This window comes from Algibacillus agarilyticus, assembly GCF_003286125.1.
Taxonomy (GTDB): Bacteria; Pseudomonadota; Gammaproteobacteria; order Enterobacterales; family Alteromonadaceae; genus Algibacillus; species Algibacillus agarilyticus.
The window spans coordinates 19,799-35,395 of record NZ_QMED01000034.1; the positions used below are offsets into that span (position 1 = coordinate 19,799).

Genomic DNA, 15,597 nt, shown 5'->3' on the forward strand with positions numbered 1-15,597 from the left:
ATAACAACCTAGGTTAATTTGTATTTAACTTATAAAGCATCAGGCTGTTATTTAAATTATCATCAATTAATGGAAGTTAAATTATGTCCGTCAATGATTCAAAGTTAACCGTTAAAGAAAAAATTGGTTATGGTTTAGGCGATACAGCAAGTAATATTGTTTTTCAAGTTGTGGCCAACTTTATGCTAATTTTTTATACCGACGTGTTCGGTATATCAGCCGCTGCCGCAGGCACACTGATGCTAGTCGTGCGTTTATTTGATGGTTTTACCGACCCCGTAATGGGAGGGGTAGCCGATAGAACACGCAGTAAATGGGGTTCGTATCGCCCATATCTTTTATTTATGGCTATTCCATACGGGGTTTTAGCCGTCGTCGCTTTTACGGTACCGGACTTCACAGACAACGGTAAATTAATATACGCTTATATAACCTATGCGTTACTCATGCTGCTTTATACTTCAATTAATATTCCGTACTCTGCATTAGGTGGAGTCATGACCAATAATCCAAAAGAACGAGCGTCTTTACAATCGTTTAGATTTGCCATGGCGATGGCAGGCATGGTCATCGTCGTTGCTATATTACCCCAATTGGTTACGTGGTTTGGCCAAGGCGATCAAGCTAAAGGCTATCAATATGCGATGAGCGTATTAGCGGTACTCGCCGTCGTGTGTTTTCTATTATGTTTTAAACTAACCAAAGAAAAGCCATCAACTGAGCCATTGCAAAATAGTTCAAGTATGTTGTCTGATTTCGGCTCATTATTTAAAAATGATCAATGGGTTTTAATAACGGCCATTAGTGTTGCCCTGCTCGCTTTAATCGCTTTACGCGGTGCAATAACACCTCACTATGTTAAATACTTCTTAGGTGACGAGTCATTAACCGCCAGCTTTATGACTTTAGGTGGAATAGCCTCTGCTGCGGGAGCCGTTGCAACCATATTTTTATCTAAGCGATTTGGCAAAAAACCGCTATTCATTGCAGGTTTAACCTTGGGTATTATCAGTCATGCATTATTATATGTGTTACCTGCTACAGAAATAATCGCTATTTATATCATTTTCATAGTTGCTAACTTTGTCCACATGATAGTAACCCCTTTACTCTTTAGCATGGTCGCTGACACAGTTGATTATGGAACCAAGTTAAATGGTCGTCGATTAATGGCAATGACTTTTTCTGGTCATCTACTCGGCATCAAACTCGGTTTTGCCATCGGCGGCGCATCAGCAGGTTGGATATTAGCGTATACAAGTTATGTTCCTAATCAAGCTCAAACAGAAGAAGCATTAAATGGGTTGCTTTTCGCTTTTGCTGGAGCCCCTGTTATTTTCCTCATCATCAGCCTTATTTTAATAAAGCGTTATAAATTAACCGAAAGCGTATTGAGCGATATTCAAGCCGAATTAAAACAATCAGAAACAACCCCAAAGCCAGGTGAAATATCAACAGCACCTAAAGAAAACTTAGCGGCAACGTGATCCCGACATATTTAAGAAAATGAAACACACGTTAAATTCACCAACAAAAGTTATTGTATAGTTGACTATAAATTACTAAAATTAAATTTATAAGCAGCTTGCTATTCAACCTATATATTAGAGTATTTATTATGACTACAACGACGATTTCTTCACCTAGTGATATAACAGAACTTGCCGAAAATGATAGCCATGCAGCAGAAGTAACAAAGCGCGACATGGAACGCGCGAGCCAATTAAAAGCTATATCAGCGCCACTCGTTACTCACCTGTATACAGCGGACCCATCTGCGCATGTTTTTAATAACAAGATTTATATTTACCCTTCGCATGATATAGAAACAAATGAACCAATGAATGATGATGGTGATCATTTCGCGATGCGCGACTATCATGTATTTTCTATGGATGCTCCACAGGGCGAAGTAACCGACCACGGTGTGGCTCTTGATGTAAGTGACGTAAAATGGGCCAGCAAGCAAATGTGGGCCCCCGATGCAGCAGAAAAAAACGGTACTTTTTATTTATACTTCCCTGCACGTGATCACAACAACGTTTTCAAAATCGGTGTAGCATCGTCAGCTAACCCAGAAGGCCCTTTTAAAGCAGAACCTGAAGCGATAATTGGTACTTATAGTATTGATCCGGCAGTATATGATGATAATGGTCAACATTACCTTTATTTTGGTGGTTTGTGGGGTGGGCAATTACAGAATTGGTCTACCGGTGAATTTGGTGATGAGGCATACCCTGCAGCTGATGAACCCGCAATAAAGCCTCGTGTCGCAAAATTATCCGACGATATGATTACGCTTGCTGAAACCGCACAAGAAATCGATATATTAGATGAAAATGGCGAACTATTAAAAGCGGGTGATACTGATCGACGTTTTTTTGAAGGCCCATGGGTTCATCAATTTAATGAACAATATTATTTATCTTACTCAACCGGTGACACACACAAAATAGCCTATGCAACGAGTCAATCACCCTATGGCCCTTTTACTTACCAAGGCACCCTATTAGAGCCCGTATTAGGTTGGACAACTCATCATTCAATTGCAGAGTTTAAAGGTAAATGGTATTTATTTTACCACGACTGTTCTTTATCGGGTGGGCAAACACATTTACGCTGTATGAAAATGACTGAACTCACTCATAATCCAGATGGAACGATCCAAACAATTCAGCCTTACGAATAACAAACGTATTAAATTAGCCTGATGTTTATAGTCTTCTCGCTCAGGTTTTATGGTTCATTGTCAGCGCTTACTCTCGACTTTGGCTCCTGCGTCGTTCTAACACCTAAATCCATTTAGGCGGCCCCAATCACATAGTAGAGCATATGCTCATGGGGTCTCGAAGCTTGACGGCTTTGCTTACATGGATGTCAGTACTTCGGTTTCGTCTGGAACTAGAAACCTGCCCCTAAAACCCGATCGCTTTGACTATAGATACAAAAAAAACGACTTAAAAAGTCGTTTTTTTGTATTTAAATTAACCAAATTAGTATTCGAAAGAAAAACCAAACTCAGTTAGTTTTTGATAAACATTGATATCAAACCGATATAAATTGGCGGCGCGATGTGCAACACCTTTTTGCTTTTCTTTACAATCAATAAGTAAATTCATCTTTTGAATTTTTCGGCGGAAATTAGGCTTATCTAATTTTTTATCTAATACCGTTTCATAAAGCTCTTGCAGCTCTAATAAAGTAAACTTCTCAGGTAACAGGTTAAAGCCGATCGGCTCATGCCGAACTTTATACCGTAAAAAAGATAAACAATGCTCAACGATTTCAAGATGATCAAATATAAGCGAAGGTAACTTACGTGCATCAAACCAAGCTAAATCTGTCGCAGTAAAACCAGGCATTAAATTAATTTCATCTAAACGAACAAGTGAATAAAACGCAATAGTAACCACTCGCTTAGCAGGAAATCGATTAACTCGGCCAAAAGCACAAAGTTGTTCTAAATAGAGGTTTTGCACACCGGTTGTTTGTTTGACAACACGAGCAGCGGCCGTTTCAAGGTCTTCATCTATTTTAACCCAATGACCAACCAAGCCCCATTTACCTTTAGCTTCACCTTCGTCATATTTAGCTAAAAGAATTTTAAGCTGGCCGTTGTCCATTGCAAAGATAAGATTATCAACAGAAATGTTTTCAAGAATATCGGTACTATTCATAATAATAAAGGTCTTTAAATTCAATAATTTAATGGCAAGATCTACATATAAGATCTACATATAAGCCCCATAAACGCATAATAACATGGATTGAGACAATTATATGCTAGGGGTTAAGTGGTTGGAGTAGATTAAGCTAATTATAGTCTTTGTAACAATAAAAACCAAACACCAAATCAATACAACCTTTGTTAAGGTTACTAGCAGATAAAATTAAACTGAAATTTTAACCAATAAATTGGCCAGAGCAAGAACAAGTCAAAAGTTATATAACAATTTCACCAGAGTGAACCCAATCGTGTAGATATATAATATAAACAAAACGTAAAAAAATTGTTATTGTCTTATTGACCATCTAAAAATAATAGATTATTGTTATTCTTACTAAGGATAGATACTAATTCACCTGAATATCACTAATAACTAAACAACCACTACGGCCAAATAAGAAATAGTCAAAAAGACAAGATCTTATTTATCCTGGGAGATAACCATGTTGAAACATAATAAAATACACTCAACTCATTTTAAAAAATCACTGCTTGCACTTGCTATTATAAGTAGTTCTACCACACCACTTTATGCAGCCGAAGAAGAAAACGCTGAGTCTGAAGTAGAAGTTATCGAAGTACGCGGCATGAAGCGTAGTTTAATGAATGCCGCTGACATTAAGCGTAGTGCGGATACATTTGTCGATGCCATTTCAGCAGATGATATTGGTGCATTACCTGATAGAAGTGTACTTGAAGCCATGCAGCGTATTCCAGGTATCTCTATTGAACGTTTTGCTGCAGCTGATGACCCAGATCACTTTGGCGTAGAAGGTTCGGGCGCGGTTATTCGTGGTATGTCACAAACCCGTAGTGAATTTAACGGTCGTGATTCATTTTCAGCTAACTCAGGCCGTGGTTTAAGCTTTCAAGATGTACCGCCTGAATTAATGAGTTCAGTACGCGTTTATAAAAACCAATCAGCCGACATGATCGAAGGTGGTATTGGTGGAACAGTTAGTTTACATACCCGCACACCTTTTGAATCAGATGATGAACTTATTTCAATCTCAGGTGATATCACCTACAACGATTTGTCGGAAACAACAGAACCATCATTATCAGCGCTTTATAGCAACAACTGGATGACAGATATTGGTAAAGTCGGCTTTTTAGCTAACATTGCTAACTCTCATGTGCAAAGTCGTTCAGATTCATTGCAATCTGAAGTTTTTTTACACCGTGATGATTTAGTCGAAGGCGAAACGGTCATAACACCAAACGGTGGCAACATAGGCACAAAAGTAGATGAGCGTGAACGCTTTGGTTTAGCACTTGCCGGTCAATGGGAAAGTCTTGATAAAACAACGTTAGTTACCGCTCAATTTATGCGTTCAGATGCTAGCCTAGCCTGGACAGAAAACACAATAAGTTATCAAACCAACATGTATGCTGATGATGGTTCTCTACGTCGTGATTCAGCCCCTTTAGAAGGAATAGAAGGAGCAGAAGGTTATACTTATGATAGCAGCGGTATGTTTACGAGTGGTTATATCACTGATACAGCCGGTGGCGGTTGGCGCTCAAATGGTAACGACTCTGCACGCGTACCCAATGCAGCCGATTGGGCCGCGCCTAACAACATGCCACAGTTTGGTAATATCCATCAAACAACAACCCGTATAAAACAACAAAAAACGGTTGTTGATGATATGTCGCTTAATATTAAATTTCGTCCGGATGATACTTGGTCACACGAAGTCGACTTTCAGTTTATTCAAGCCGAAACAAAAGATGATGATGTCACATTATACTTAGCATTTTATGCCAATCAGTATTTAGATTTAACGGCTGATGTGCCTTTTGTTGGATATTTAAACCCATGGAATGGCGCTGAGCTCGGCGGCGATAAAGCCAATGATGACGCCTTTATGCAAGATAAATCAAATTATCATTGGCGTTCAGCGATGGATCACGCTGAATTATCAGAAGGTGAATCCGTAGCCGCCAAATACGATGTCAAATATATGTTTGATGATGGCTTTTTTAAGTCAGTTAAAGCCGGTGTGCGTTTTGCTGAACGTGAGCAAACCGTTCGTTATTCAAAATGGAACTGGGATCCAATCGGTGCAATACATTCTACCGATGTTGATGACGATGGTTTTGCGGGCGCATGGGTCGATCTCCCCGCAAATGAAAGCATTGCCAATGAAACGATGAGTGTAGATTGGAGTGATCATCACCGAGGTGGCACAACTTTTATCGGTGGCGATGGGACCTCTTTACATCCTTCATTAGCTTTAGTTGAAAATTATCAACGTATGGCAGAATATTCGGCGGCATGGGTACCATTAGACCAACGTCAAATACAATCAAGTGTGGATGCCAATGGCAACCCAGTATATGAAGAACTTGATGGGCAATTCCGTCCTGCAGAAATCAATACGTTTGTTGAAACCAATACGGCTGCATACGTACGTTTAGATTTTGAAACCGAAATCGGTGATATTCCAATCGACGGTAACTTTGGTTTACGCTATGTGCAATTCGAACGCGAAGGTCAAGGCGCTATATCATTCCCTAATTTATTTCCAGAAGATCCGACTGATGAAGGTGATCGCTTAAATGCCTTACCACAAGCACAAAAAGACTTTGGTAATTACGCCTATCAACCGATTGCAACAACCCATAGTTTTGATGATGTTTTACCGAGTCTTAACTTAAAAGCAGAACTAAATGATGATTTAGTGGCTCGTTTTGCAGTATCTAAAGCGTTAGCGTATCCCGATACAGGCGTGCTTAAAAGTTATGTGTCAATTAGTGACGGTGCTTGGGCCGTAGAGCGTGAACAAGCAGAAGATGAAGGTGTTGATCCAGATAATTTAAAAGTTATTAGTGCTGAAATAAAAGATTGGCAAGGTAATTCAGGGAATCCTTATTTGAATCCGATGGAATCAATTCAAATGGACCTATCGTTAGAATGGTATTTTGACGAAACAGACAGCATGACGATTTCACTCTTTAATAAAGATTTAACTAACTTCTGGGTGACAACATCTTCATCAGAAGAATATACCAATAATGGCACGAGTGCGTTTGTTAATGTGCAAAAACCATTAAATATGGGTGAAGGGAAAATGACAGGGGTTGAATTTTCATATCAACAATTCTTTGATTCATTACCCGCGCCTTTTGACGGTTTAGGTATGCAGTTTAATTACTCAAATATTCAAGCTAAAGGTATCCCGACCAGTAATTTATTTAATACATCACCTGACGGTGCGCCATCAACGGGTGGTGAAGCAGCATTAGAATTTGATGATTTGCCTATGAAAGGTCAATCTGAACATACTGCAAACTTAATCGCAATGTATGAGAAAGATGCATTCTCAGCACGATTAGCTTATAACTGGCGCTCAGATTATTTAATTACAGTGCGTGATGTTATCGCACCTTACCGTCCGGTTTATAGTGAAGCGGCAGGTTACCTTGACGGTAATATGTTCTACAATATAAGTGACAGTATTAAAGTTGGGATCCAAGGTGTTAATTTATTAGACACCGTTTCTAAAACAACAATGCAAATTGATAACGAAGGTAATACAGCAGGCCGCTCATGGTTTGTTAACGACCGTCGTATCTCGTTTGTTGTTAGAGCCAACTTCTAGTAAAGACCTAGCATGTAACATGTTCAAAGCTTTGTTTTATAAAGGCTAAAACACGTTGGGAATAATAAGCGCAAGTGCTAAACTTGCGCTTTTTCCATTTTAGGAAGGTTTATTATATGGCAGCAGCAATTAAAAAAGTGGTGATTTTAGGTGGTGGTACAGCCGGTTGGATGACAGCGGCAGCGTTGTCTCATCACCTAAACGCATCCAAAACCCAAATAACCTTAATTGAATCAGAAGAAATTGGCACCATAGGGGTCGGTGAAGCAACGATCCCGCATCTTAAATTGTTTAATCAAAGTATTGGCATTGATGAACAAGAGTTTATGCGCGAAACCCAAGCCACGTTTAAATTAGGCATTCGATTTGATGATTGGGGTCAAAAAAATCAACAATACATGCATCCTTTTGGTGGCCATGGCTATGCTAGCAACAAAATAGATTTTTACCATTATTGGTTACAAAGCCGTGCAGCCAGCTTAGATAACAAACAGCGTCCACTCACCCATTACTCTTTTGCTAATGTAGCCGCCGAACAAAATAAATTTTGCTTACCTCACTCAGATCATAATCATATCGCGTCTACTTTTGGTTATGCATATCATATTGATGCAAGTTTATATGCTAAGTTTTTACGTAAACGTGCAGAGAAACAAGGCCTCAAACGGATTGAAGGTAAAGTGAGCCGTGTACAGCAACATGTAAACCAACATATTAAATCAATCACACTAGAAAACGGACAAACGATTGATGGGGATTTATTTATTGATTGTAGTGGGTTTAGAGGCTTGTTAATTGAAAAAACACTTAACACTGGCTACGACAATTGGCGTAAATGGTTACCCTGCGATAGTGCGGTTGCCGTTGCATGCGAAAAGCAAACAACAACGCGGCCCTATTCTATTGCAAAAGCGCAAGAGGCAGGCTGGCAATGGCGTATTCCTTTGCAATCTAGAACCGGCAATGGCTATGTTTTTTCTAGCCAGTATTGTGATACCGAAACAGCTAAAAAAACCTTACTCAGCAATTTAGATAATCCATCATTGCACGAGCCTATTCAGTTGCGTTTTACCACCGGTAAACGCAAAAAAGTTTGGCATAAAAACTGTGTTGCGATCGGTTTATCCAGTGGTTTTTTAGAGCCGTTAGAATCAACAGGGTTACATTTAATTCAAGAAGCAATCATGACATTGTTAACCCATTTTCCGAATATGGAATTTGATAGTCATTTAGCCACAGAGTTTAACCAACACTTAAATAATGAATACCAAGCCATTAGAGACTTTTTAGTTTTACATTATCACGCAACACAGCGAAGTGATTCTGCGTTTTGGCGTCATTGCAAAAACATGACGATCCCCGATACATTAGCCGAACGCATTGAATTATTTAAAACAACAGGGGTTATTGCTAAACATCGGGCAAATGTATTCGCTCAACCCAGTTGGGAAGCAGTTTATTTTGGCCAAAATATACTGCCTCAACAATCACACGCATTAGTACGACACTATAATTCACTCGAACTAAAACGACACCTCAACGAATTACAAACGCAAATCAAAGCAAATGTTGATTTAATGCCAACTCATGATGAATTTTTAGATCAATATTTAGCGGTAAATCCCGCACCAGAAACTAATTTAGAGCAATAATAAATGACATCACCCAAGACACATACGCCTATAAAAAACATCAGTATTATCAGCTCAAATTCAGTGGGTTGGTTAGCTATTGCTTTATTACAAAAACAGTTAGCGCCATTAAAATTAAACTTCACTTTGATACAGCCGCCAGCGTTAGATCCCAAAGCAGAAAAGCAGCAAGACAACACAAAGCAAGTAGATAAAAGCACAGATCAAAATCAGCTCAATATTCAAGATCAATCTATTATTTCACTCACTCCGGCCGCTTATGCCATTTTTCAAGCATTAAAAATTGATGAAAAAACGTTACTTAAAATGGGTCAAGGTACGTTTCATTTAGGTCATGTTTATCACACCCCACACAAAAAATTCACGCATGTATTTGGCGATTATGGGGTTAGATTGGGTTTGCAAGATTTTCATCACTATGCGTTTAATTCCCTATTAAATGCAGCAAAGTTAGCGCCCAAGACACCTGAAAAAAGCCAACAGGCCGACAACAATAACGCATTAATAGCATCACTTGACGATTGCTCATTGTCGGCACAACTCGCGTTGCAAAATAAATTTAGGCATCCTGAAAGTAATAAAAAATCGATATTATCGACTTTAGATTATGGTTGGAATTTACAAGCTGAAGCACTCTATGCTTTAAGTAAAAAAGTGGTCTGTTCAACTGATTACCCGCAACAATTGAAGGTAGTCAACTCAGCGATTAAAGCCGTTAACTTAAATGCTCATAACTTAATTGAATCCATTAAATTAGATGATGGTACGACAATCACCACCGATTTATTAATTAATTTAGATTCAATAAATTATGCTGAACACAAAAATAAAGCCGCGGTGCAGCCAGAGGAAGAAATAACCGATATCGAATTCGATCGACAACTCGCCTTTACCTTATCCACACCCGAAACTAACGTTGAACTGACGAGCGCAAATCAAGTGTATGCGCTTAACTGTGGTTTTTTAATTGTGAAGCAAACACGCCAATCAACCCAATATCAGTTAGATTTTAAACAACAATCACTCAATTTAAGCAGTATAAAATCAACGTTACTCGTCTGGGCTGAAAAGCAACCTAATTCAATTAATTTGATCCCCGTTATTAAGCAATTATCAATTAAAGATAACATAAAACCAACCACGTCCAAATTAGCTAGCTGGCAGTTAAATTCAATCCAACTCGATATGCAATCGCCTTGTGAATATACTTTTTATCAAGATCAAATTGAGCGTTTAAACCAAGCGTTGCAACTTTTAGTAACGCTGTGGCCGCAAAAACTCGACCCTAAAATACTCCACCAATGCGCGACCTATTTTAACAGCGAGACTAAACTAGCCTTTGCAGCCTTAGATGACTTTTGCACGATGCATTACTTGTTATATCAACGTTTATTTTCATCAAATAATTTAAAACCAACACACGAACAAACGTTATATGAAGATGTACACATCAGTGCGTCAAATAAACAACGTTATAATTTATTTAAACAAACAGGCCATGTCGCCAATTTTCCTCATGACACGTTACCGCACCAAGCTTGGCCTTGTTTATTCTATGGTTTTGGTTTAATACCCGAAAATATCACACCGTTAGCTGAGCAAACCAATACCAATAAAATAAAATTAGAGCAAATGACAACGACAATTAAACAAGCCTGCGCACAACAATTTTCGCACGCAGAATATCTAAAACATTATTGCCCATAAGTTAAAAACATCATCAGCACTATTAATTTATCAATAAAAGGTTGAAATACAATATGCCCGAAAATAACAATATTCAAAAAGTTGTGATCGTTGGCGGCGGTACCTCAGGGTGGATGACCGCAGCCGCATTAAGCAAACTCTTTAAAAACCGATTATGTGAAATTGAATTAATTGAATCGGCTGAAATTCCTAATGTGGGTGTGGGTGAAGCGACTATTCCGCAAATTCAACTTTTTAACCAATTGTTAGGAATAGACGAAAACGAGTTTATTCGTAAAACCCAAGCGACGTTTAAACACGGTATTGAATTCGTCAACTGGCAAAAAATCAACCATAGTTACATGCACCCTTTTGGCACAATCGGTTTAAATTTTGAAGGTGTGGAGTTTCATCATTTTTGGATAAAAATGGCACAGTTGGGCAAAGTCGGCAGTATTCAAGATTACGCATTTAATAGCGTGGCAGGTAAAGCCGGCAAAATGATGCGTTCGGTTAATGTACCCAACTCCCCTTTAGCCAGTATTTCATATGCTTATCACTTTGATGCGGGTTTGTATGTCAAACTATTGCGTGAGGTCGCTGAAAAAAACAATACCACCCGGATCGAATCTACGGTTAAGCAGGTTAATTTAAACCCCGAAAATGGTTTTATCTCTTCACTGAGTTTAGCCAATGGCCAAGAAGTAACAGGTGACTTATTTATCGACTGTACCGGCTTTCGCGGTTTATTAATCGAAGGCGCTTTGCATACCGGCTATCAAGACTGGAGCCACTGGTTACCTTGCGATAGCGCTGTCGTCGCCCCCAGCAAATTAGTTAACGATCCAGAACCTTATACTCGTTCAACGGCACAGCCAGCAGGTTGGCAGTGGCGTATTCCTTTACAACATCGTATGGGCAACGGATATGTATTCTCAAGTAAGTTTACGACCGACGACGAAGCTAAAAAGATATTAGTTGATGGCATCGAAGGCGAATTACTGGCAGAACCTCGCTTTTTGCGTTTCAAAGGCGGTATGCGCAATAAATACTGGAATAAAAACTGTGTCGCGATTGGTTTATCAAGTGGTTTTATTGAGCCTCTTGAATCAACTGCAATTCATTTAGTGCAATCATCTATCTCGCGTTTAATGAGTTTATTTCCCACCAAAGATTTTGTGCAAAATGATATCGATACATATAATCAGCAAGCACAAGTTGAAATGGAACGTATTCGTGATTTTATTATTTGCCATTATAAATTAACGGAACGTGACGACACGCCATTTTGGCGCTTTTGCCAACATATGGATATACCCGAATCTTTGCATAAAAAAATAGCGTTATTCAAATCAACCGGTCGTGTATTTAGAGAAGATGAAGAACTATTCAATCAATCCAGTTGGGTCAGTGTGATGTTGGGGCAAGGCCTAATGCCAGAACGTTATCACCCGATGGTGGATGTATTACCTATTGATGAAATAGAAAAGCGTATGCAAAACATCCAGCACGTCATTAAAACGTCTGTTGAAAAAATGCCAACTCAAGCCGAGTTTATAGCCAGTAATTGTTAGCTATTAAGGTTTGCGTTCATTATTCGCGCGAGAGCTTATTTCAAATAATTTATAACTCGCTTTTAATTCGCCATGTAAAAAACTAAAAAGCCCATATTTGTTAAGGGCTTTTGTTATCTGCTTTTATATTCACAATCACTTAGGTATATAAGTCACTCAAGTAGATCAACTGAGTTGCTTTAAACGTGTTCTTTAGTTAATGCTAAATCTGTTTCTACATCAGATTGTTCGGTTAAAGTAACTGGCTTTTTTCGTTTTAACTTAGCTTTTATATCTTCTAATACCACATATAAACAAGGTATTAAAATAAGCGTAATAACCGTCGCAAATAACACACCAAACGCGAGTGAAACAGCCATTGGAATAACAATTTTAGCTTGTAAGCTGGTTTCAGATATTATTGGGATCAAACCAATAAATGTCGTCAATGAGGTCAGTAAAATAGCTCTAAAACGTTTAGCTCCTGATTCTATTACAGCTTGTTTAAGAGCAATGCCTCGTGCTCTGGCTTTATTAACAAAATCGACCATCACCAGCGAGTCATTAATCACCACACCTGAGGCGGCAATAATACCGAAGATAGACTGACTGCTCATATCCATGCCTAAAATTAAATGCCCTAACATCGCACCAATAACACCAAAAGGGATCACAGTCATAATTAACACGGGTTGACTATAAGAGCGCAACGGGATTGCCAGTAATGCGTAAATGACCAACATCGATAACAAGAAGTTTCTAAACTGCTCATTAACACTTTGCATCTCTTCTTTAATACTACCCGATAGCTCACTGCTTACATTTGAATATTCAGTTAACATACTCGGTAAGTATTCTTGGCTAATGTTATTAGCCACTTTAAATGATTCAACCACTTTGCTATCAACACTTGCCCAAACAGACAATGTTTGTTTACCATCTTCACGACGAATCCGATTTACGCCATCTTTTATCGATACATCAGCAAGATCAGACAACGGCATTTCTGACGCATCTTTGGTTCTGATCATAACATTGTTAACTTGGTTTATCGCTTTACGATCAGCATACGGGTAACGCACCATCACGCGAATTTCATCACCGTCTCGCAAAATGCGTTGTGCCTCAATACCATATAAAGCAAAACTAACCTGGCTGGCGATATCTGACAACGTAAAGCCTAAACGATAAGCCTGTGGTTTTAACGATAATTCGATTTCATCGGTTATCACTTCCCAGCTATCATTAATATCACTAACACCTGCGATAGTGCCTAGCTTGCTCCTTAATTCATCACCCGCCGCTTTTAATTGCACCGGATCATTACTGATCAATCTAAAACTAACGTCACCATCTTCATTACCACCGCCAAACAATCGATCTTGTACAACAAAGTTTTTAGCTCCGGCGATCACGGGTAAGTTTTCTCGCCACATGGCCGACATAATAAAAGGATCAACAGGGCGTATTTCGGGATCAACTAACTTAACTTGTATATTAGCGGTTGTGCGATTGCGTAAACTCACTTGCATGTTACCTATCATACCTTGGCCATCATGCTCAGATTTAATGATCTCATCCACTTTGTATAAGGCTTTTTCAATCGCGATAGCCGCCGCTAACGTATCTTTTTCTGAAGTAGTTGAATTCATTTCAAGTGTGATAGACGGAAAATCATGTGGTATTTTTGGGGTGCCAATAAAACGGACAACACCACCGGAATACAAACCAATACTGATTAATAACACACCAATAAACAGCGCAATGACGGTATAGCGGTGAAATATGGCACGTGTAATGAAAGGCGTGTATTTGTTTTTAACAAAAAACTTAAGCGCTTTGTCAATCCGAGAGCGAAGATAATCAAATGGGTTGTATTTATTGTTAGATTTAGGTGACATGTGCGCTAAATGCGCCGGTAAAATAAGTTTAGATTCAACTAAAGAAAACAATAAGCAAAAAATAACGACAAAACCGATTGCTTGAGAGAAAGCAGCACTTGGGCCATCATCCATCACCATAGGAACAAAGGCGGCAACCGTGGTTAAAACCCCAAAAGTAGCCGGCACAGCGACTCGCTGAGCCCCTTTAATCACACTGGATATTGATTGCCCTTTTTGATCGGTTTCTTCTTGAACACTCTCACCAATGACAATGGCATCATCTACGACGATCCCTAATACCAAAATAAAGCCGAATAGACTCACCACGTTTATCGAAACACCAATCGACTCCATGGGTAAAAACAGCAAAGCACCTAAAAAACTAATCGGTAAACCTAACATAACCCAAAATGCGAGCTTGAGTCTTAACGTTAATGCCAAGATTAAAAAAACTAAAATCCCCCCCATTAACATATTATCAAGCATCATATTTAATCGACCTTCAAGGTAGTAAGTAAAGTCTACCCAGGGTTCTATCTGTATACCTTGCGGCAACGTTTTGCGTTTTTCAGTTAAATAATTTTGCACGGTTTTAGCAATGTCAGTGATACTTTGATCAGGTGATGCACCAATGAATAAAGTAACCGAATTTTGCCCATTAAATTTAGAGTATTGGATCCCTTCTTCAAAGCCATCATTAACGTTAGCCACATCTTTTAATAAAATTTGCGTGCCGTCACTCAGGTTAATAATAGGCAAGCGCTCAAACTCATGACCTCGGTAAGCTTGGTTTTCTACCCGAACCGATATGTACCCATTATCTGTTTTTATTTGTCCTGCTGATTGATTCGCCGAAAAATTACGCACGGCATTGGTTATATCAGCAAACGATAAGCCATACTCACGCATTTTTTCTTTACTGACTTCAATCGCTATTTCATAATTTAAACCGCTGTAGTATTCAGTCACATTGATATTAGGTAATGACTGAATTTCATCATGAATACCACGGCCCATTTCTTTAAGTTGTTGGTTAGATAAATCACCATACAAACTAATATAAAAAACTTCTTGTTTTGGTTTGACGCGCTTGATAATTGGCTTTTCCATGCCATCAGGGAAACTTGAAATTGAATCTAATTGTAATTTAACTTCATCCATGACTTTATCTGGATCAAATTTATCATCAACTTCGATATTTAAATGAGAATAACCCCGACCTGAATACGAGATAACGCGCTTCAAACCTTGGATCGGTTCTAATGATTCTTCAATTTTAATCGTGATACCTTCACTCACTTCTTGCGGTGCAGCGCCACGATAGGTGGTATCAATAACAATGTGATTAATTTCAAATTGCGGGAACATCTGTTTACTGATGGTAAGCGCAGTTAACGCGCCGCCCATAATAATAAAAATCATCAGCAAGTTAGCGGCAACGCTGTTTTTAACAAACCAAGCGATAATGCCTTTGTTTGACTCACTCAT

8 protein-coding genes are annotated in these 15,597 nt (G+C 38.8%); 6 read left to right on the top strand and 2 right to left on the bottom strand.

Translation table 11 applies throughout. The features are described from left to right. Positions 1-83: 83 nt before the first annotated feature. Positions 84-1,487 carry a glycoside-pentoside-hexuronide (GPH):cation symporter gene (locus DPX34_RS18650; protein WP_111979952.1) on the top strand — a complete coding sequence of 468 codons (1,404 nt, stop codon included), beginning with the start codon at positions 84-86 and terminating at the stop codon, positions 1,485-1,487. Positions 1,488-1,705: 218 nt separating this feature from the next. Beyond that, positions 1,706-2,689 carry a glycoside hydrolase family 43 protein gene (locus DPX34_RS18655; protein ID WP_232824800.1) on the top strand — a complete coding sequence of 328 codons (984 nt, stop codon included), beginning with the start codon at positions 1,706-1,708 and terminating at the stop codon, positions 2,687-2,689. Between the two features lie 304 nt (positions 2,690-2,993). Here DPX34_RS18655 and DPX34_RS18660 read toward each other — a convergent pair whose 3' ends face one another. Beyond that, a complete protein-coding gene (locus DPX34_RS18660) occupies positions 2,994-3,677 on the bottom strand; it encodes an NUDIX hydrolase (RefSeq protein ID WP_111979954.1) in 684 nt (227 codons plus the stop codon). Between the two features lie 493 nt (positions 3,678-4,170). On the opposite strand from DPX34_RS18660, the gene DPX34_RS18665 reads away from it, so the two are divergent. The 4 genes from DPX34_RS18665 to DPX34_RS18680 all read left to right on the top strand — a co-directional run bounded on the left by DPX34_RS18665 (position 4,171) and on the right by DPX34_RS18680 (position 12,247). Then, a complete protein-coding gene (locus DPX34_RS18665; protein WP_111979955.1) occupies positions 4,171-7,335 on the top strand; it encodes a TonB-dependent receptor in 3,165 nt (1,054 codons plus the stop codon). Between the two features lie 116 nt (positions 7,336-7,451). Beyond that, the gene (locus DPX34_RS18670) at positions 7,452-8,987 is read left to right on the top strand and encodes a tryptophan halogenase family protein (RefSeq protein WP_111979956.1); all 1,536 of its coding nucleotides are present in this window, start codon (positions 7,452-7,454) and stop codon (positions 8,985-8,987) included. Between the two features lie 3 nt (positions 8,988-8,990). Further along, positions 8,991-10,694: a tryptophan 7-halogenase gene (locus DPX34_RS18675; protein ID WP_111979957.1), complete on the top strand. Its 1,704-nt coding sequence runs from the start codon at positions 8,991-8,993 to the stop codon at positions 10,692-10,694. Between the two features lie 53 nt (positions 10,695-10,747). Continuing rightward, positions 10,748-12,247, top strand: a complete 1,500-nt coding sequence (locus tag DPX34_RS18680; protein ID WP_111979958.1) for a tryptophan halogenase family protein — start codon at positions 10,748-10,750, stop codon at positions 12,245-12,247. A 179-nt stretch (positions 12,248-12,426) separates the two neighbouring features. Here DPX34_RS18680 and DPX34_RS18685 read toward each other — a convergent pair whose 3' ends face one another. Beyond that, positions 12,427-15,597, bottom strand: a complete 3,171-nt coding sequence (locus tag DPX34_RS18685; protein WP_111979959.1) for an efflux RND transporter permease subunit — start codon at positions 15,595-15,597, stop codon at positions 12,427-12,429.